At 62.4% G+C, this 19,259-nt stretch carries 19 protein-coding genes; 7 read left to right on the plus strand and 12 right to left on the minus strand.

Features of this window, described 5'->3' with window-relative positions; translation table 11 throughout:
• Window positions 1–114: 114 nt before the first annotated feature.
• A complete protein-coding gene (locus tag ACFOPH_RS18525; RefSeq protein WP_229436257.1) occupies window positions 115–570 on the plus strand; it encodes an Lrp/AsnC ligand binding domain-containing protein in 456 nt (151 codons plus the stop codon).
• A gap of 318 nt (window positions 571–888) precedes the next feature.
• On the opposite strand, the gene ACFOPH_RS18530 is transcribed toward ACFOPH_RS18525, so the two are convergent.
• The gene (locus ACFOPH_RS18530) at window positions 889–1,845 is read right to left on the minus strand and encodes a LysR family transcriptional regulator (protein WP_312547462.1); all 957 of its coding nucleotides are present in this window, start codon (window positions 1,843–1,845) and stop codon (window positions 889–891) included.
• Between the two features lie 161 nt (window positions 1,846–2,006).
• On the opposite strand from ACFOPH_RS18530, the gene ACFOPH_RS18535 reads away from it, so the two are divergent.
• Window positions 2,007–2,285 carry a hypothetical protein gene (locus ACFOPH_RS18535; RefSeq protein ID WP_379736856.1) on the plus strand — a complete coding sequence of 93 codons (279 nt, stop codon included), beginning with the start codon at window positions 2,007–2,009 and terminating at the stop codon, window positions 2,283–2,285.
• 76 nt (window positions 2,286–2,361) lie between these two features.
• On the opposite strand, the gene ACFOPH_RS18540 is transcribed toward ACFOPH_RS18535, so the two are convergent.
• The 7 genes from ACFOPH_RS18540 to ACFOPH_RS18570 all read right to left on the minus strand — a co-directional run bounded on the left by ACFOPH_RS18540 (window position 2,362) and on the right by ACFOPH_RS18570 (window position 7,849).
• Window positions 2,362–2,949 (minus strand): chalcone isomerase family protein, encoded by a 588-nt coding sequence (locus tag ACFOPH_RS18540; RefSeq protein WP_312547466.1) that lies wholly within the window; start codon window positions 2,947–2,949, stop codon window positions 2,362–2,364.
• Window positions 2,950–2,969: 20 nt separating this feature from the next.
• Window positions 2,970–4,568, minus strand: a complete 1,599-nt coding sequence (locus ACFOPH_RS18545; protein ID WP_379736858.1) for a methyl-accepting chemotaxis protein — start codon at window positions 4,566–4,568, stop codon at window positions 2,970–2,972.
• Between the two features lie 127 nt (window positions 4,569–4,695).
• The gene (locus tag ACFOPH_RS18550) at window positions 4,696–5,232 is read right to left on the minus strand and encodes a DUF1003 domain-containing protein (protein WP_312547469.1); all 537 of its coding nucleotides are present in this window, start codon (window positions 5,230–5,232) and stop codon (window positions 4,696–4,698) included.
• Window positions 5,233–5,363: 131 nt separating this feature from the next.
• Window positions 5,364–5,624, minus strand: coding sequence for a YfhL family 4Fe-4S dicluster ferredoxin (locus ACFOPH_RS18555; RefSeq protein ID WP_312547470.1), 261 nt, complete (start codon window positions 5,622–5,624; stop codon window positions 5,364–5,366).
• A 30-nt stretch (window positions 5,625–5,654) separates the two neighbouring features.
• Complete coding sequence (gene coaD, locus ACFOPH_RS18560; protein ID WP_312547471.1) at window positions 5,655–6,152, minus strand: pantetheine-phosphate adenylyltransferase; 498 nt, start codon at window positions 6,150–6,152, stop codon at window positions 5,655–5,657.
• A gap of 115 nt (window positions 6,153–6,267) precedes the next feature.
• Window positions 6,268–6,909 carry a 16S rRNA (guanine(966)-N(2))-methyltransferase RsmD gene (rsmD, locus tag ACFOPH_RS18565; protein ID WP_379736861.1) on the minus strand — a complete coding sequence of 214 codons (642 nt, stop codon included), beginning with the start codon at window positions 6,907–6,909 and terminating at the stop codon, window positions 6,268–6,270.
• Window positions 6,910–6,952: 43 nt separating this feature from the next.
• On the minus strand, window positions 6,953–7,849 hold the full coding sequence (locus tag ACFOPH_RS18570) for a DUF6279 family lipoprotein (protein ID WP_379736863.1): 897 nt from the start codon (window positions 7,847–7,849) through the stop codon (window positions 6,953–6,955).
• A gap of 29 nt (window positions 7,850–7,878) precedes the next feature.
• On the opposite strand from ACFOPH_RS18570, the gene glmU reads away from it, so the two are divergent.
• Entirely contained in the window at window positions 7,879–9,255 is a 1,377-nt protein-coding gene (gene glmU / locus ACFOPH_RS18575; protein ID WP_379736865.1) for a bifunctional UDP-N-acetylglucosamine diphosphorylase/glucosamine-1-phosphate N-acetyltransferase GlmU, read from the plus strand.
• A gap of 144 nt (window positions 9,256–9,399) precedes the next feature.
• On the opposite strand, the gene ACFOPH_RS18580 is transcribed toward glmU, so the two are convergent.
• The gene (locus ACFOPH_RS18580; protein WP_379736867.1) at window positions 9,400–9,873 is read right to left on the minus strand and encodes an Lrp/AsnC family transcriptional regulator; all 474 of its coding nucleotides are present in this window, start codon (window positions 9,871–9,873) and stop codon (window positions 9,400–9,402) included.
• A gap of 157 nt (window positions 9,874–10,030) precedes the next feature.
• Between ACFOPH_RS18580 and glmS the strand changes: the two genes are divergently transcribed.
• The 3 genes from glmS to ACFOPH_RS18595 all read left to right on the plus strand — a co-directional run bounded on the left by glmS (window position 10,031) and on the right by ACFOPH_RS18595 (window position 13,166).
• Complete coding sequence (gene glmS, locus ACFOPH_RS18585) at window positions 10,031–11,860, plus strand: glutamine--fructose-6-phosphate transaminase (isomerizing) (RefSeq protein WP_379736869.1); 1,830 nt, start codon at window positions 10,031–10,033, stop codon at window positions 11,858–11,860.
• A 361-nt stretch (window positions 11,861–12,221) separates the two neighbouring features.
• Complete coding sequence (locus tag ACFOPH_RS18590) at window positions 12,222–12,689, plus strand: hypothetical protein (protein ID WP_379736871.1); 468 nt, start codon at window positions 12,222–12,224, stop codon at window positions 12,687–12,689.
• A gap of 12 nt (window positions 12,690–12,701) precedes the next feature.
• A complete protein-coding gene (locus ACFOPH_RS18595) occupies window positions 12,702–13,166 on the plus strand; it encodes a hypothetical protein (protein WP_379736873.1) in 465 nt (154 codons plus the stop codon).
• A 56-nt stretch (window positions 13,167–13,222) separates the two neighbouring features.
• On the opposite strand, the gene ACFOPH_RS18600 is transcribed toward ACFOPH_RS18595, so the two are convergent.
• From ACFOPH_RS18600 to ACFOPH_RS18610, 3 genes are all read right to left on the minus strand, one after another.
• Complete coding sequence (locus ACFOPH_RS18600) at window positions 13,223–14,008, minus strand: hypothetical protein (protein ID WP_379736875.1); 786 nt, start codon at window positions 14,006–14,008, stop codon at window positions 13,223–13,225.
• Window positions 14,009–14,092: 84 nt separating this feature from the next.
• Window positions 14,093–15,112, minus strand: coding sequence for a hypothetical protein (locus ACFOPH_RS18605; RefSeq protein WP_379736877.1), 1,020 nt, complete (start codon window positions 15,110–15,112; stop codon window positions 14,093–14,095).
• 339 nt (window positions 15,113–15,451) lie between these two features.
• Window positions 15,452–15,964 (minus strand): hypothetical protein, encoded by a 513-nt coding sequence (locus ACFOPH_RS18610; RefSeq protein WP_379736879.1) that lies wholly within the window; start codon window positions 15,962–15,964, stop codon window positions 15,452–15,454.
• Between the two features lie 308 nt (window positions 15,965–16,272).
• Here ACFOPH_RS18610 and ACFOPH_RS18615 point away from each other — a divergent pair, with 308 nt between their 5' ends.
• Window positions 16,273–19,224, plus strand: coding sequence for a type VI secretion system Vgr family protein (locus ACFOPH_RS18615; protein ID WP_379736881.1), 2,952 nt, complete (start codon window positions 16,273–16,275; stop codon window positions 19,222–19,224).
• The last annotated feature ends 35 nt before the right edge of the window (window positions 19,225–19,259 follow it).

The following is a 19,259-nucleotide window of genomic DNA, read 5'->3' on the forward strand; positions in this document are numbered from 1 at the left end:
TGATTGTAGAAGGAAATCTTCTGGATTAATTCTGTTTTTAAAGGGTACTAGCAATAGATAGTTTTTGATGCGAGAATTCGGCCAAATAATATTTACGGCGAAGCGAGAGACACCATGCTGGACAAGATTTCGAAAAAAATTCTGGCCGAGTTGCAGAACGACGGACGCATCAGCAACGTCGAGCTGGCGGCACGCGTGAACCTGTCGCCGGCGGCCTGCCTCGAGCGTGTGCGCAAGCTGCACGAGTCCGGCTACATCACGGGTTACACGGCCCAGTTGAATCCCCAGCTGCTCGATGTCTCGCTGCTGGTCTTCATCGAAGTGGTGCTGGACCGCACCACGCCGGAGGTGTTCGACGCCTTTAAACAGAGCGTGCAGCTGATCCCGGAAGTGCTCGAATGCCACATGGTGGCCGGCGGCTTCGATTACCTGGTCAAGGCGCGCGTCAAAGACATGGCAGCATACCGCGAATTCCTCGGCAAGACGCTGCTGCAGAAGGGCGTGCGCGAAACGCACACGTATGCCGTGATGGAAGAGGTCAAAAATACGACGAAGTTGCCGATTCGGTGATCGTTTCCGGCAGTCGCACGCCGTTATGTGAACGAATCTGTTGACGCATCCCGTAGGGTGGGCACGCCGTGCCCACGCGGAACGACGCGTCGTGTTGGCGGTGTTTCGTCGAGACGGATGATGTGACGCGGCGTGTCTGCATGCGGACACGCGGCTATGAATGGTGGTGGTGTGCTGTCTCGCACGGCCGGTATTTGAATACAACCGCAGGGTGTTGTCAGACGCTTCGTGATTGCATGCCCTGCACCGCGTGGGCACGGAGTGCCCACCCTACGGTTCAGGCCGCGGAATCCGGGGAGGATTCCGCAGTACTGATTCTTACGCCGCCTGGCGCTCCACCAGCGGTTTCGTTGCCGCCGCCGCCGTCGTTTCCAGGTTATTCCGCAGCCAGCGGTGGGCCGGGCTGCGGCCGTCGCGTTCGTGCCAGAGCATGTCCAGGTGCACGGCAGGTAGTGCGAACGGCAGTTCGCGCCAGATCAGGGCGTCGGTCATGCCGGTCGAACCCATCAGGTGTTTCGGCAGCACCGTGATCAGGTCGGAATTGGCGACCACCCGCCCGGCGGTGAAGAACTGGTTCACCGTCAGCAGGATGCGGCGCTCGCGGCCGATCTGGGCCAGCGCCTCGTCGACCAGGCCGTGGGCGCGTCCGGAAAAGCTCACCAGCAGGTGATTCGCCTTGCAATAGGAATCGAGGTCCAGCGAGCCGTCGGCCAGCGGGTGGTTCTTGCGCATCACGCACACATATTTGCCCGAGTACAGGCGTTCGTGACGGATCGGCGAGCCGGTCTCGTAGGACAGCTGGGCCGCGACACCCGGGAAAAAGCCGACGGCCAGGTCGATGTCGCCGCGCAGCAACATCGGCCGCGGTTCGCGCGTGGTCAGCGGCACCATGCGGATGTTCACGCCCGGCGCCTCGCGCTCGATCGAGCGCATCAAGGACGGCAGCCAATAGGCGGCGGTGGCGTCGGCCATCGCCATGCGGAAGGTGGCTTGCGCCTTGGACACGTCGAAGGTTTCCGGCATCACGGCCGCTTCCAGCGCCGCCAGCGCCTGGCGCACGGCCGGCCACAGCGCCTCGGCGCGCGGCGTCGGCTTCACGCCGTAGGCGGTCCGGATCAGCAATTCGTCGCCCAGGCTTTCGCGCAGGCGCTTGATCGCATTCGAGACCGCCGGCTGGGTCATCGCAAGATGGCCGGCGGCGCGCGTCAGGTTTTGTTCGGTCATGACTGCGTCGAATACGCGCAGCAAGTTCAGGTCCAGCGTCAGGAAGCTCATGTGGTGTCTCGATATGTGGCGTCAACAGCACGCCCGTTATAGGTCTGTACGCCAGTGTAACCCATTTCATTCATGATCAATATAAGCCACATCAGGAAACGGAATTAGATTTATATGTTGCATTGCACTATAGTTTTAAAAAACAACATTCCGACCTGACCATGTCCTTCGTTTCGACCCTGACCCAGTTCTCCTTCCCTGTGCTGCCGCTGGCGGAGCTGCTGCGCGCCGCCCTGCTGCTGGCGCTGGTGATCAGTGTTTTGATGTTTTTCCGTCCCCTCTTGAGCGGCATCGTGCGTGCCCTGGTGCTGACCGTCCGCCCACGCATGACCAAGGAACAGCGCGCGGCGCGCCTGGCGCAAAAAACCGGCGCCGTGTTGCAGCGCGCAATCGACTCGGCCAAGGGCCCCGGCACCGGCACCCTGGGTTCGGGCGTCTGACGAACAACATACCTCCGCATAAAGAAAAACGCGGCGACCGGAACTCCGGCGCCGCGTTTTTTTACGTCCTGGCGGGTTACTTGGCCTCGCCCAGCAGCGCCGGCTTCAGCGACCGGTCGGCCGGCTTTTCTCCCAGCCAGATGCGCAGCACGGCGTTATAGAAATTAATGTCCGACGCAGGCTCGCCGATGCGCTTGCCGTTCAGCTCGCACACGGTGCCCGTGCCCGGGATCCAGTCCATGTGCAGCACGTCGCCCTTGCGGATCTGGTCGACGCTGGCGAACATCTCGCCGAACTTGCCGATCTGGCCGACGAGCTTCGCTTTTTCCGCCTTGTCCACATTCTCGTTGATGCCGTCCATGAAGGCCTTGCCCAGGTCTTCGGAGGAGATGTCGCGCGCCATCACCAGGGTCACGCGGCGCGGGCCGTCCATTTTGAGGATGTCGGCAACGTTCTTGCTCTTTTCCGTCAGATACAGGCCGGCGGCATACACCTTGATCACCAGCTTGGTGCGCATGCCGGCGCCGTTCAGTTTCAGGTCCTTGCCGCCGACTTTGTTGACGTCTTCGAACTTGATGCCGTTCACATCGACGGCGGCCGCGGCCGGCAAGGCGATGGCCAGCGCCAGGGCGGCGCCGGTGGCCAGGGTTTTCAGGGTTTTCATGTCGTTGTCTCCTTCTCGTTTTAACGTGCAGTCAATTGTTTGCGTGGGGATGACGGCGCCAGCCGGGGCGCCTCGTCCGCCAGTTTGAAGATGCTGACGGCGTGCGCCAGCTGGGCCGCCTGGTCCTGCATCGCGGCGGCCGCGGCCGCCGCTTCCTCGACCAGGGCGGCGTTTTCCTGGGTGGTCTGGTCCATCTCGAGCACGTTGCGGCTGACCTGGGCGATGCCGGTGCTCTGTTCCATGCTGGCGGCCGTGATCTCGGCCATGATGTCGGTCACGCGGCGCACGCTCGCCACCACGTCCTGCATGGTGGCGCCGGCCTGCTCGACCAGGGTGCTGCCTTCGCGCACCTTGTCGACCGAGTCGCCGATCAGGTACTTGATTTCGCGGGCGGCGGCGGCCGAGCGCTGGGCCAGGTTGCGGACCTCGGAAGCCACGACGGCGAAGCCGCGCCCCTGCTCGCCCGCGCGCGCGGCTTCCACGGCGGCGTTCAGGGCCAGGATATTGGTCTGGAAAGCAATGCCATCGATGACGCCGATGATGTCCACGATCTTCTGCGACGAGGCCGTGATCGAGCCCATGGTGTCGATCACGCGCGCCACCACGCTGCCGCCCTGCTCGGCCACATCCGACGCCTTGGCCGCCAGCTGGTTCGCCTGGCGCGCGTTGTCGGCGTTCTGCTGGACGGTGTCGGTCAGTTCGCGCATCGCGCCGGCCGTGTGGCCGAGCGCGGCGGCCTGCTGCTCGGTGCGGTTTGATAAGTCGAGGTTGCCGCTGGCGATCGCGCTCGAGGCGGCCGCCATCGCATCGGTGCTGGCGCGCACCTCGGCCACGATGCGCACCAGGCTGGCGTTCATGTGCTGCAGCGCCTGCATCATCTGCCCGGTCTCGTCGCGCGTGTCGGCGCGGATCTCGCTGCGCAGGTCGCCGTCGGCGACGCGGCGCGCGATATCGACCACCTGGTTCAGCGGACGCGTGATGCTGCGCGTGGCAAGGAAGGCGACGCCGAGGGATATCGCGGCGGCAACCGCGGCCAGCGCCAGCACCAGCAGCTGGGTACGGCGGGTCAGCGCGGCGGCGGCCTCGCCTGTCTGTGTCATGGCCGCGTTCTGGTAGGCGATGTACTGGTCCAGCTGCTCGAAGTATTTCGCCTGTTGCGGGCGCAGCGAGAACATGAATTTCACCATCGCCTCGTCCTTGCGCTCTTCCAGCACCAGCTTGCCGAAGGCATCCTGGGCCGGCAGGAACTTCGCCTGGACCTGGGCGATCGCCGCCAGGATCTGGGCGCCCTCGGCATCGCGCGTGTTCTGCACCAGGCGCACCACGGCGGCGCTGGCGCCGGCGCTCTTGCGGCCCGCGTTCTCGAGTTCCTTCTTGACCTGTTCAGGGTCGCCCATCACCAGCACGCTGAGCATGCTGCGCGTGGCCTCGTTGACGTCGGATTTGATGGCGTTGGCGCTGACCGTGTTCGCGTAGCGCACCTGGACCAGATGGGCCATTTCGGCGTTCAGGCTGGCCATGCGCGCATACGACAGGCCGGCCAGCAGGACCAGCAGCGAAATCACGATACCGAAGCCGATGGCCAGGCGCTGGCCGATACGCAAGTTATTGATGTTCACACCGTCCTCGTTCCGTAGGAAAAGAATGATCGTGCTAAAACAGCAATATCAATATAGCACTGAAGTCTTGATTGAAATCAAGAAGCAATAACTATTTCAATGCTGCAAGAGCACAATACAACGGCGTTTATTTCGTCTTGCGTTCGATGGCGCCCAGCACGCTCGGGGCGTCTGTCGGCTCGGCCAGTTCCTCGGCTTCGGGGTCGGCCTTGTCGGGAAGCGCCGGATCGTCGCGCCGCAATTCCTCGAGCATGGCGATGATCTTGCTGGTCTTTTCGTCCGACAGCAGGCTGATCTGTAGATCGAGGTGGGCATTGCGCTCGGCCAGTTTCGACATGCGGTTCTGGCGGATCAGCACGGTGGTGGAGATGATGAAGGCGTTCAGGGAGACAAAGCCCTGCAGCCAGAAGAAAGGCGGCTCGTCGATCTGCTCGCCGCCGAATTCGGGCGCCACGACATTCCAGACGATCCAGCCGATGATGAAGCTGACGTTCACGGCGAAATAGCCGGGACTGCCCAGGAACAGGCTCACCTTTTCGACGATTTTCTGCGCCGCCGTGACCTGTTCCTCGTTGCGTTCGCAATATTCGGCGATCGTGCCGATGTTTTCGCTGACGCTATGCGGCAGCGGCCCGGAGGAATCGGTGTCGTCGTGGGCAGCCATGGGGCAGCATAGCATGCCATCCAGGCCGCGCGCCGGGGCGGCAGGACGCGCGTGCGTGCGCGCTCAAGCGGCGCACCCGGCACACTGGGAACGTAGGAAGGAAAGCGCCGGCAACGCTGCCGGTGGAGCGATCAGGCGCTGTTCTTCGCCGCGGTCAGGCGCTCGTACTTCGCCTGCAGTTCCTCGCGCGTCTCGCGCCAGGCGGGATTGAGCGGGATGCAGGCGACCGGGCACAGCGAAGCGCATTGCGGCTCGTCGAAGTGGCCGACGCACTCGGTGCATTTATGCGGATCGATCTCGTAGATCTCTTCGCCCATCGAGATGGCGTCGTTCGGGCACTCGGGCTCGCACACGTCGCAGTTGATGCAGTCGTCGGTAATCAGTAAGGCCATGGTACTGCTGCTCTCAAAATAACCTGGATCTCAGGCTTTCGGCAGGTTCATCGCTGCGATTTTCTTTTGCAGCCAACGGTCCACCGAAGGGAACACGAATTTCGACACGTCGCCGCCCAGCATCGCGATCTCGCGCACGATGGTGCCGGAGATGAACTGGTACTGGTCGGACGGGGTCAGGAACAGGGTCTCGACGTCGGGCAGCAGGTAGCGGTTCATGCCCGCCATCTGGAATTCGTACTCGAAGTCGGAGACGGCACGCAGGCCGCGCACGATCACGCGCGCATCATGCTGGCGCACGAAATCCTTCAGCAGGCCGGAAAAGCTTTCGACCTTCACGTTCGGGTAATGGCCGAGCACCTCGTTGGCGATTTCCAGGCGTTCGTCGAGCGTGAAGAAAGGCTTCTTGTTCTTGCTGTCGGCAACACCGACCACGAGCGTGTCGAACAGGCCCGAAGCACGACGGACCAAATCTTCATGGCCACGGGTGAGCGGGTCAAAAGTACCTGGATAAACGGCTACAACCATTGTGGCTCCCTGGGAGAAACACCTGTGTTTATTAAAGGCGCATTATGCCTGAAAATCCGGCAGGTGCCCCAGCCCGAGGCCCCCGTTGCCCTTAAATTGAGCAACATGAAGGCCTTCAGGCCTTATTTTCGTGCAACTTCAGCAGGTGATAATAGACCATGCCCGCTTTATCGGCACGGACCTGCTCCCATGGCAGTAGCCAATCCGGTAGCGCATCGCTTGCCGGCAGCGCGAATTCCGCCTCGACATAGACCATGCCGCCTTCCTTCAACAGGTCGATACACAAGGGCAGCGCCTTGGCCACGAAGTCCTGTTGATACGGCGGATCGAGGAAGATGACATCGAAACGCTGGCCGCGCAGGGCCATGTCGCGCGCCACGGCGAAGGCATCGCCGCGCAGCAGATTGACGTTATCCGCCTTCAGCGTTTCCTTGTTCAGTTCGAGCTGGCGCACGGCCGGGCCGTGGGAGTCGAGCATGAGGACGGAGCGGGCACCGCGGCTGGCCGCCTCGAAGCCCAGCGCCCCGCTGCCGGCGAACAAATCGAGGCAATCGACCGTGTCCCAGTCGCCGCCGACCTGGTGATTGATCCAATTGAACACGGTTTCGCGCACGCGGTCCGGCGTGGGGCGCAGGCCGAGGGCGTCGAGCACCGGCAGCAGGCGCCGTTTCCATGCGCCGCCGATGATGCGCACCTGTTGCGGCGCGAGTCGCGGACGGCCGTGCTGGCCCTGTGGTTTTGCTGGCTTTCTTTGCATGGCGCGCACTATACCATGTGCCCTTGCACCCGATTTCGCGGGTTTATTTTGCTTCCCGGGCCAGCGCGTTGAAGTCGTCGATCCAGCCCTGCATGCGCTTGTGGGCGTGCGCCTTCTGCTGTGGCGTGGTCATCCGGATCGCAGTCAGGATGTAGTTCGTCGTCGCCTGCGTATAGCTGTCGTAGAAGCTCTTGCGCTCGGGCGCATCCATGCGCCCGAAAAATTCGCGGATCAGGGCCGTGATCATGTTCGCGGACTGTTCCTTGTTCGGTTTTTCTGCCTGGATTTTACGCACCAGGGCCAGGATCTTGCGCTGGCGGTCGACCCGTTCTTCCAGCCAGACCTGGTTCTCGAGCGGACGCGCGTCCGAGGCGCGGCGCAGCGCCGTTTCCTGCTCGCGGCTGAAGTCGCCGAACCAGAGCTTGAATTGCTCCATCGATTTGTCGAAGCGCGCCTCGTTGCGCTTCTCGACGCTGCCGCTGACGAACTTGCGGCGGTATTCGTTGTTCTTCTTCTCGAAGCGCTGTTCCATCTGGCGGATCTGGTCGGGCGTGAGCGACAGCGCCAGGTCGACCATGTCGGGCACGGCGCGGTAGGCCAGCACCTCGGTGCGGTTGCGGATTTCCTTGTAGGCATTCACCAGGTCGGCCTGGGTTGGGTTCGCGGCCAGCTGGCGCTGGAACTTGCCGAGCAGCGCCGCATAGTCCTGCAACTGGGTTTTTCTGTGCCATTGGAACAGTTCCCGGATGTCACGTTTGACCCAATCGGCCTGATCGCCCTCGAAATCCACATAGGCGTCCAGCCACCAGTACAGTAGGGTGTCGCCGTGGTTGTAGCTGAAGCGGATGGTGCTGCAGGCTGCCAGCAAAGCCATCAGCGCGATCAGGAACAGCGCACGCGTGCGCTGGAACAAGGTGTCCTGCGTGATAGACTTTTTCATCTTATTAACTCTTCTGTGAAAATCGGCTTATGAACGTTGTCATCCTTGCCGCCGGCATGGGAAAGCGGATGCAGTCCGCTCTGCCTAAAGTGTTGCACCCGCTGGCTGGGAAGCCGCTGTTGCAGCATGTCATCGACACGGCGCGCCGCCTGTCGCCGAGCAAATTATGCGTGATCTACGGACACGGCGGCGCAGCGGTGCCTGAGATGGTGGCCGGGCTGGCGCAAGACGGCCAGGCGCCGATCGACACCGCCCTGCAGCAGCCCCAGCTGGGCACCGGCCATGCGGTGATGCAGGCCGTGCCGCAACTGATCGAGGATGCACCGACCCTGGTGCTGTACGGCGACGTGCCGCTGACCCAGGAAGCCTCGCTGCGCCGCCTGGTCGAGGCCGCCGGCAGCGACAAGCTCGGCATCCTGACCGTGGAGCAAAACAATCCCTTCGGCCTGGGCCGCATCGTGCGCGAAAACGGGCGGATCGTCCGCATCGTCGAGGAAAAGGATGCCAGCGACACCGAACGTGCGATCCGCGAGATCAACAGCGGCATCATGTGCATCCCGACCCGCCACCTGAAGCGCTGGCTCGCTGCCTTGTCGAACAATAACGCCCAAGGCGAGTACTACCTGACCGACATCGTCGCCCAGGCCGTGCATGACGGCGTCGAGGTGGTCTCGGCCTCGCCGTCGGCCGAATGGGAAGTCGCGGGCGTGAACAGCAAGGTCCAATTGGCCGAGCTCGAGCGCCGCCACCAGCTGAACATCGCCAACGCGCTGCTGGAAAAGGGCGTCACCCTGATGGACCCGGCGCGCATCGACGTGCGCGGTGAACTGGTCTGCGGGCGCGACGTCGTGATCGACGTCGGCTGCGTGTTCGAAGGCCGCGTCGAGCTGGCGGACGGCGTGACCGTCGGCCCGCACTGCGTGCTGGTGAACGCGAAGGTCGCCGAAGGCGCCAACATCAAGCCCTTCTGCCACATCGAGGACGCCGTCGTCGGTGCGCAATCGCAGATCGGCCCCTACGCGCGCCTGCGCCCGGGCACCGAGCTGGGCGAAGACGTCCATGTGGGTAACTTCGTCGAGATCAAGAACAGCCAGGTCGCCGCGCACAGCAAGGCGAACCACCTGGCCTATGTCGGCGACGCCACGGTCGGCTCGCGCGTGAACATCGGCGCCGGCACCATCACCTGCAACTACGACGGCGCCAACAAATTCCGCACCGTAATCGAGGATGACGCCTTCATCGGCAGCGACAGCCAGCTGGTGGCGCCGGTCACCGTCGGCAAGGGCGCGACCCTGGGCGCCGGCACCACGCTGACGAAAGACGCGCCGGCCGGCAAGCTGACCATCTCGCGGCCCAAGCAGATGACGATCGACGGCTGGAGCCGCCCGGTCAAGAAGAAGAAGTGAGACGATGCTGTCCACAGCCAATCCACCGGATATGGACAGCAAAATCACAGGAAATTCACATGGGTATCCACTGGCTTATCCCGGGGTTACCCTCCCGCCTTCCACATACTCATCCACCGACTTATCCACAGCCGCTCCAGTGCCTCAGACAGCGATGCGGGTCTCGAACTTGCTGCGGAAGGTAGAGAAATACGCCTTCACGTTGCGCACATTCGCATGGGTGGCGAACAGGCGGTGCGCCAGCGCGTGGTAGGCCGGCATGTCGACCACCTGCACCACCAGCACGAAATCCGGCCCCGGCGCGACGCGGTAGCACTGCAGCACGGCGTCTTCGCCGGCCACGCGCTGCTCGAACTGCTCCATGCGGTCGGACGCCTGGACGTCGAGCGTGATCTCGACGATGGCGGTCAGGCGCGCGCCGACCTTGTCGGGATCGACGATGGCAACTTGCCTTTCGATAACACCTGCATCGGTGAGCTGCTTGACGCGGCGCAGACAAGTCGGCGGCGAAACGTGGACTAGTTCCGCCAACTCGGCATTGGTATGCGATGCGTCAGTCTGCAGGGCATTAAGGATGCGACGATCAAGCTCGTCCAGGGGCTGGGGCGCGTCAGTCATGAAATTAAATATAAAAATTTAGGCTTTGATGAAATATTATTTCATCGTTCTATGACCATGAAATTTTATAACGTTTTGGCCTGAATTCTGAAAGCTTATTTCATGCGCATTGCCATAGGATATGCATTATTGCTAATTTTTTAAACGAGGATTTTCCATGTGCGGCATTGTTGGCGCGGTAGCGCAACGTAACATCACCCCCATCCTGATCGAAGGCCTGAAGCGCCTCGAATACCGCGGCTACGACTCCTGCGGCGTGGCCCTGCACGTGGATGGCCGCCTGGCACGCTCGCGCAGCACCTCGCGCGTGGCCGACCTCGAAACGCAAGTGCAAGGCACCGGCCTGCAAGGCTTTACCGGCATCGCCCACACCCGCTGGGCCACCCACGGCGCCCCGGCTTCGCACAATGCCCACCCGCACTTCTCGCCGAACGAAGACAGCGCCCGCATCGCCCTGGTCCACAACGGCATCATCGAAAACCACGACGAGCTGCGCCGCGAACTGTCCGACCTGGGCTACCAGTTCCAGAGCCAGACCGACACCGAAGTCATCGCCCACCTGGTCGACCACATGTACAACGGCGATTTGTTCGACACCGTCCAGCAAGCGGTAAAACGCCTGCACGGCGCCTACGCGATCGCCGTGTTCTGCCGCGAGGAACCGCACCGCGTGGTCGCCGCGCGCCAGGGTTCGCCGCTGATCGTCGGCGTCGGCGAAGGAGAAAACTTCGTCGCCTCGGACGCGATGGCGCTGGCCGGCACGACGAACCAGATCATCTACCTGGAAGAAGGCGATGTCGTCGACCTGCAACTGTCGCGCTACTGGATCGTCGACAGCGAAGGCCGCCCGGTCGAGCGTGAAGTGAAAACCGTGCACGCCCACACCGGTGCCGCGGAACTCGGCCCGTATCGCCACTACATGCAAAAGGAAATCTTCGAGCAGCCGCGCGTCATCGGCGACACCCTCGAGGGCGTGACCGGCATCATGCCGGAGCTGTTCGGCGACAAGGCCTATAAGGTGTTCAAGGAAATCGACCGCGTGCTGATCCTGGCCTGCGGCACCAGCTACTACGCCGGCCTGACGGCGAAATACTGGATCGAATGCATCGCCAAGGTGCCGGTTAACGTCGAGATCGCCAGCGAATACCGCTACCGCGACAGCGTGCCGCACCCGCAGACCCTGGTCGTGACGATCTCGCAGTCCGGCGAAACCGCCGACACCCTGGCGGCATTGAAACACGCGCGCAGCCTCGGCATGCCGCACACCCTGACGATCTGCAACGTCGCCACCAGCGCCATGGTGCGCGAATGCGAACTGGCCTACATCACCCGCGCCGGCGTCGAAGTCGGCGTCGCCTCGACCAAGGCCTTCACCACCCAGCTGGCCGCCCTGTTCCTGCTGACGCTGACGCTGGCGCAAGTCAACGGCCGCCTGAGCGACGAGCAGGAAGCCGAGCACCTGAAGCAGATGCGCCACCTGCCGGTCGCGCTGTCGTCGGTGCTGGCGCTGGAGCCGCAGATCATCGCCTGGGCCGAGGAATTCGCGCGCAAGGAAAACGCCCTGTTCCTGGGCCGCGGCCTGCACTACCCGATCGCCCTGGAAGGCGCCTTGAAACTCAAGGAAATCTCGTACATCCACGCCGAAGCCTACCCGGCGGGCGAACTGAAGCACGGTCCGCTGGCGCTGGTAACCGAAGAGATGCCGGTCGTGACCATCGCCCCGAACGACGCGCTGCTGGAAAAGCTGAAGTCGAACATGCAGGAAGTGCGCGCACGCGGCGGCCAGTTGTACGTGTTCGCCGACGTCGACTCGCGCATCACCTCGGGCGACGGCCTGCACGTGATCCGCCTGCCGGAGCACTACGGCGAACTGTCGCCGATCCTGCACGTGGCGGCGCTGCAGCTGCTGGCGTATCACACGGCGCTGGCGCGCGGTACCGACGTCGACAAGCCACGTAACCTGGCGAAGTCGGTGACGGTGGAGTAAGGCCTGTGCAGCGAGTGCGCGGTTGACGACGCTGCGCCTTCGCTCGGAGACTGTGACGCGCTTTACCGCGACAAAATCCGTTTCAGGAGCTTGTTGGTATCGGGCCCCCGAGAGCGCGCAATGTTTGATGAACACGCGTGGACGTGAATAAGTCTCCTGCTACAGTCGGCTATCCGGGCTCATCGCCCGGCCCGTGTCGACCGACCAGGAGGCTAACGTGCTTAGAATCAAACGTGTTTGCTGCGTGGTGTTATCCGCTGTCGTGCTTTGGCCCGCCGCTGGACAGGCGCGACCGGATTACGCCTATAAAGTGATCCCGCTCGTGCAGTTCACTCCGGGGCAAGGATCCGGAGTGGCCACGATGATCAACAACCGCGGCATGGTATGCGGGCAGTCTGATCTTGGCGGGTTCTGCTGGTACCGCGGCAAGCTGACGCAATTGAAGCCGCTCGCCGGCGACACGTTCGCCTATTCGTTCGGGTTGAACGACAAGAACCAGGTGGTTGGCGTCTCCTATTCGCTTGACCGGCCGCGCCGTGCCGTCATGTTTGTCCAGGGGCGGGCGCGCAGCCTGTCGGTGGCCAGTCACCACCATTCCGAAGCGAACGACATCAACGACCTGGGCCAGATTGTCGGCGGTTTTTCCGACACGATTGGCCAGTCCATGGCTTACGTGTCCTGGCACGGGACGGTGCGCGACCTCGGCACGCTCGGCGGGCCGCGGCGCAACGATGCAGGCTTCGGCATCAACGATCGCGGCCAGATTGTCGGCGACGTGAGCAAGCCCAACACGCCGCCCGAGGTCGGCGCTGCGACCGCTTTCCTGTAGGAGCGCGGTGTCATGCGAGCGCTTCCGACGCCTGCAGGATATGGCAGCCATGCGGTCCGCATCAATCGCTCAGGCCAGACTGTGGGATGGATCGAGCAGATCGGTGGTGATGTCGATGCGCGCCGCGCCGTCATGTGGAAGAACGGCGCCCGTACCACACTGGTGGATGAGCCGTCCGATGCCAGGGGTGTCAATAATCTCGGGCAGGCCGTGGGCGGTGTCTACACGCGTGAGGGCGGGTTCCTGTACACCCCGGGCCGGGGGTCGCGCAACCTGAACGAGCTGATCGATCCCGCGTCAGGCTACCGCCTCATTTACCCACAAGATATTAACGACAGTGGCCAGGTAGTCGGCTACGCTTGCAAGGCCGAGCTCTGCGGCCCGGTTCTGCTCGATCCGGTGCATAAAGCCCGGCGTAGCCACGGTATCGATACCACTTCGGACGCCGCCGGGATCAGGGACGACCGCGAACCGTAGGCGGCCAATACGACCGGAAAACGCCGCCCCGTCTTGGCCGCTTCCTGTTCATCCCATTAAAACAGCGCCGCCACCGTCAGGCTGAGCGCCTGCCGCGTATGCTCCGGCTGCGCGACGGTGCCGAGGAAGGGATTGTCGGCGCTCAGCGCCACGGCATCGCTGCGCGGCACTTTGAGCCAGTCGACACTGCCGCGCAGTTCCAGGCGCGGCGCGGCCGCCGGACGCAGGCTGGCGCCGAGCCGGATGCCGTGCCCGCGTTTGGTGTCGAGCGAGACCGGGTCGATCACGCCGGAAAAAGCGACGTGCATGCGCTCCGGTCCGGAGACGACGAGGGCGGCATCCGCGCCGAGCACGCCGAAGCCCGGTTGCCAGGATTTGCCGACGCCGGCGATCAGCCGCGCCGAGCGGTAGGTTTCGTGCAGCCCGACGCTGCGGCCAGTGCCGGCGATATCGCGTTTCCACCGGTCCAGCTCGAGCGCGGCGCGCAGCGCATAGCCGCCACCCCAGGCATAGGCGGCGCCAAGGCGCACGGCCTCCAGCGTCGTGGCGGTGCGCGAATTGGCTGCCACCCCGGCCTGGGTCTGGCCGCGGTAGGCGATGTCGTCCCGGTACCAGTCGGCGCCGCCGAATACGGTCACGTTGCCGGTTTGATAGGCCGCCGCGAATGCGACGCCGGGCAACCAGCCGGTTTCGCGCACCAGACGATGGCCCGCCGTGTCGTACTCGGCGTGCACCACGCCGCGGCCGCTCAAACCGATGCTGCCCTGCCATTGGGCGCTGGCGCTTGGAAGCAGGCATGCCTGCAGCGCGGCGCCGAGTCCGACGCGAAATAGTAATCTCATGAGTTCCATCAAAAAACATGCCGCCCGAGGCGGCAGGATGGACAAGCCACGCCCGCACAGCGTGGCTTGCCGCCTACAGGGCGATCAGAACGACAGCAACAGGTCGAGCCAGCTGACCGTCGTGGTTTGCGTGACGGCGCCGCTGGCCTTGTCGCTCAGGTCCAGGCGGACACCGGAGATGTTGAGCGTCGTGAGCGTGACCGAGGTCGTTGCGCCGTTGACGACCAGTGCACCGGAACTCGGCATGCTGCCGCCGACGGTCACGAAAGGCTGGATATTTCTGACCGTGTAGGAGAATTGGCCCAGGCCGCCGGTATTGCCGGCCATTGCGAAGGTGGCGGCGCTGGTCACGGTGCCGAGACGGTTGCTGCTGTTCATGGTGAAGTCGCTCAGCGTCCGGGTTGCGACAGTCGTACCGGAACGCTGCTCGGTGGTCTGCAGGGAGCTGCCCGATACCGTCAGCGAACTGCTGCTCGCGCTCATCTGGTTGATCGCGATCTTCATGTCGCCATTCACGCTGAGCGTTTCGCTGCCGCTGGCGATGCTGAAGTTCTGGAAGCGGGTGTCCAGCGTGGCGGACCAGGTCCAGGACTCCATGACATCGCCGCTCACGTTCGAGAAGGTGGCCCTGAAGGTGCCGTTCATCATCTCGCCGTCCTCGACGCAGCGGTTGGCGATCATGACGATGCTGTCGCCGTTGCTCACCTTTTGCTGGTCGCGCAGGTTGGCCTCGAAGGTGATCGAGCCGCCGCCGCTACATGCTTCGGAGATCGATACACCGGTCAGCAGTTGGGCCGCGTCACGGGTATAGGGGCGCTTGACCAGGTCGAGCACCGGTTTCACCGTGCTGATGTTGGCGCGCCCGACGCTGACGCCGGTCAGGATGTCGCTCAGCGAGGACGAAGAATCGTCGATGGCGCTGGCAGCGACGTAGGCATTGGCCGCCACCTTGGTCGAATTGCTGGCGGTGATCGGGGAGAGGGTCGATACCGGGCCTGGGCCCGGGCTCGGGTTCGTCGGCGTGCCGCTGCTGCCGCCACCGCCGCCGCAGGCGGACAGCAGCAGGACCGAGCCGAGGGCCAGGAACAACGTCGTTTTTTGCATGGTTTTCTCTTTTCAGGATTGCTATCGTTATGTGGTTCCAGGCATGGATAGCTTTTTCGGAACCGGCAATGCGGTGTCGACCAGGCCTGGAGGACGGTCGTTTCGATCTGCGTGCTTGGAATGGTGGCGTGTACTGGGGCGTCGGGCTGACGATGCCGGTGTCAAGCCGGAGCGAATGGTAGCGCGTGCCGATGGGAAAAAGACTATCGAATTATCACAATGCAACACTGTGGCTGGACTGCCACGCCAGCGCATGGGGCGCCTGCTGCCAGTGCGCACGCTGGCAGCAGACCGCGCGGCTGCACCGCCTCATTGCAAGGCGGCAGCGTCATCGCCTTCTCAGCGGGAGTCCGCCCCGCCCACGCCGCCCTCGTCCTTCTCGGCCAGGCGCTGGACGGCGCTCTCCCCGGACGCGTCCTTTGTCGCGTCCTGGCGGTCCTGCTCGGGCGCCGTTTGCGCCAAGGTGCCCGGATTGCCGCCGCCGGCAGCGCCACCCATGCCGTTCTGCACGCTGTCGCCGGCGCCCGCCGCACCGCTGGTGCCGCCAGGGATCGGCCCAGTCGCACTGCCGCGGCTGCTCTGCGGCGCGCCTGCCGGCCCGACATTGCTTTCGGGCGAAGCGCTGATGATGCCGCTCTCGCGTGTCGTTCCGGCGCCCGCTCCGCCCGTATATTGTCCGGACATCGCGCCGGCGCCGGCCTCCTGGCTGTTGACGCTTCCCGCAGCGGGACCGGCCAGGCGGTCCAGTCCCTGCCCGTTGCCCAGCCCGCTGCCCACATCGCCGCCGCGGTTGCCCGCGTCGCCACCTTGCGCACCTGCGCCCGGGGAAAGGTCTTTGTTATCGGCCATCATGATTCTCCCAGCATGATTTACATGGCTCGATGGTAGCGCCTCGCCTGGCAGCACCAATCGGCGCGAGCGCTGACGCGGTGTAGGAAGGATCGGACGGCATCTGCTTCGAGGACATGGGATTCCTCATCGTTAACTAGAGGAGATTCTGTTAGGAACATCCCGCGCTCAACCTTGCTACTCGTCAATAATTTATATCGGGCCGCAGGTAACAATGCACTTTTGTCGCATCAGCTTGCGATACGGTGATGAAAAATCTGTCCCCCTTGTTTCGCTGATCAGCTGCTACCTGTTTGCAAGAGGAGTAACAAGTGGTCGAGCTATTCCCTCGCTTTACCCAAGACACTCGCCTTCTTCGCTTCATCACGCCGTTAGGTTCGGACAAGTTGTTGGCCGAGTGCTTACGCGTCGAGGAAAGCCTGAGCAATACTTTTTGCATCGAACTCACGGCTTTATCCACAGACGCATATATCCCACTGAAGTCGCTCCTGGGCGAACCTGTTCTTGTAGAGCTATTGACTGTCTGTTCAGGCATGAAACGGCGCCCATTTCATGGCTATGTAACCTCTGCCCAGTGTATCGGCGCCAATGGCGGCTTCGCCCGTTATAAGCTCACGATCGAGCCTTGGTGCGCCTTTCTGAAGCTTGGACGCGATAGCCGTATTTTTCAGGATAAAACGGTCTTTGACATTCTCGATGCAGTCTTCGGAAGTGCATTTGCCAAGAGCAGGTTGGTCCCAAACTGGCGATTCGACCTTGCCGATCGCAGTCTCTATCCGGTGCGCTCCCTTACTTGTCAGTACCAGGAATCGAATTTCGCGTTTGCAGAGCGTTTAATGCATGAGGAAGGCCTGTTCTATTTCTTCGAGCACGAGCCTGCCAATGGCGACGGTAATTCGGGCAGTCATACACTGGTGGTTGCTGACCATAACCGTGCCTTCAAGCCGAACATTCAAGCAGAAGTGCGCTTCACCCAGTCTGGGGCGGTAATGCATGAGGACAGCATGGATCGCTGGCGTACGGTACAGCGTGCTGTCGTTGGAACAGCCACCATGCGTAGTTGGGATTACCGAACTCGCGGTAACCGTCCTGTTACTGCGGGTACGTATGGACGTAACTCAGAGGATACCGCCTGTCACGACACTCCGGGCGCTTATGCCTACGAAACGCGCGCCCAAGGGCAGCGACTTATCGATAACCAGCTCCAGGCGCTTCAGTTGGCCAAGGAAATTCACCATGGTGCCGGGACAGTGCGTACCTTGGCTGCTGGCACGACATTTGTCCTACGTGGGCAGGCTCATCTGGACCAAGCAAAGGACGACGAGGCGCGCACCTTTGCTGTTACACGGGTGACGCATTTGGCGAACAATAACCTCGACGCTGAACTTCGCTCCACGATTACAAAAGCGCTGGGCGACGACATCAAGCCGGACTTTGGCATCGATCCACGCAAAGAGAGGCATGGGGCGGGAACGATTGGTGGACAGCGTCCTCTCTACCGGAACCGCATTGATGCAATTCGTCGGCAGGTCCCTTATCGCAGCAGCGATGTTGACGGGCATGGGATGCGAATACATCCTCGGCCTACGGTGCTGGGGCAGCAAACTGCCATCGTAGTCGGTCCTCCAGGCGCCGTCATTCACACGGACAGGGACCATCGCATCAAGGTGCAGTTTCACTGGCAGAGAAATGCAGCAAGTAATGACCAAAGTCACAGCCGTCTGACCCATCCAGCTCCTGATGGACAAACAGGCGCGCCAGCCGATGATCGTTCCGGTACGTGGGTGCGGATTGCCACGCCTCTGGCAGCGATTGCTGGAGCCAACTGGGGCGCCGTAGCGGTGCCGCGGGTTGGGAGTGAAGTATTGATCGACTTCCTGGACGGCGACATTGATCGGCCAGTCGTTATCGGAAGTTTGTACAACGGTAGAGGCAAGACCGATGCGCAAGAGAATCAGGCCGCTTACGGTGCCGGCGCAGCGACTGGTAACGCTCCACCGTGGTTTCCCGGAGAAAGCGGCGCGCATGCCCATCCTGCGGTACTCAGTGGGATAAAGACCCAAAGCATGCGCGCTAGCCAGAGCGGCAACGGCGCTTATAACCAACTGGTGTTTGACGATAGTCCGGGCCAACCGCGCATTGCGCTTCAAAGCCACGCGGGTGCGCATTCCGGTACGGCTGAACTCAACCTTGGAAATCTACGCCACCAGGTCGATAACCAACGTCTGCAGCCGGTCGGATTCGGTGCCGAAATCAAGACGAAGCACAGCGTCGGTTTTCGAGCAGGTCAAGGCCTGTTGCTCTCGACTTCAGCTTGTGCCGGCGCTACCGGTAACCAGCTCGAGTCTCGTGAAGCACAGACGCAGATCGAGCAAAGCTGCGCGCTGCAGACAACGATGGCGCAGACGGCCCAACAGCACAATGCGCTACTGGAAGGCGTTACGGATCCGTCCGGACCGGGAACTGCTGCGTTACCTGCGCTCCGCGCAATGGAAGCCACTATCGGCGTCCTTAAGCACACCAACAGTCATGGCGGAACGTCCCCTACTGGCGGCAACGGGCAGGTAGCTGCATATAGCCAGCCACATCTGCAACTCTCCAGCCCGGCCGGTATCGTGGCGGGCACTCCAGGAAACGCAATTTTCACTGCTGGCGTTACGACGAGCATGACTGCTGATCAGGACGTGAATCTTGCGGCACAGGGCAGTGTCTCGCATGCCACAAAAGCCGGTATCAGCCTTTTTACCTACGGAAAAGCTGGCAATAAGAGCAAACCGAACCAGGAAACCGGAGTAAAGCTGCACGCAGCCAGCGGAAAGGTAAGCAGCCAGAGCCAGTCAGGTGCAACCCGGATTACAGCCGACAAGACCATCACCGTAGCCAGTGTCGGCAAGAACGTCGTTATCGCTGCGGACAAGCACGTATTGGTTACTGCGCAAGGGGCGTACCTGAAGCTCGAGGGCGGAAACATCATGCTCCACGCACCAGGCAAGGTCGATTTCAAAGCGACCAAAAAAGAACTGGCAGGGCCGGCGGATGGCAGCATCAGCAAACCTGACTTGCCGAAGGCGAAAGAGATCTACAACGAAGCTTTCGTCATCCTGGACGAGGAAACGAAACAGCCGATGGCGCACGTCCGTTACCGATTGGAGTCTGCCAGCGGTGTCGTGGTGGAAGGATTCACCGATGCGATGGGGCGTACCCAGCGCATCTTCACGCCAAAAATCGAAGAGCTCACCCTGCATCTGCCAAAGGATGAGTGATACCGGCAGTTGAACTGATTCGACAACAGTCCCAC

The organism is Massilia haematophila (genome assembly GCF_042647645.1).
GTDB classification, from domain to species: Bacteria; Pseudomonadota; Gammaproteobacteria; order Burkholderiales; family Burkholderiaceae_D; genus Telluria; species Telluria haematophila.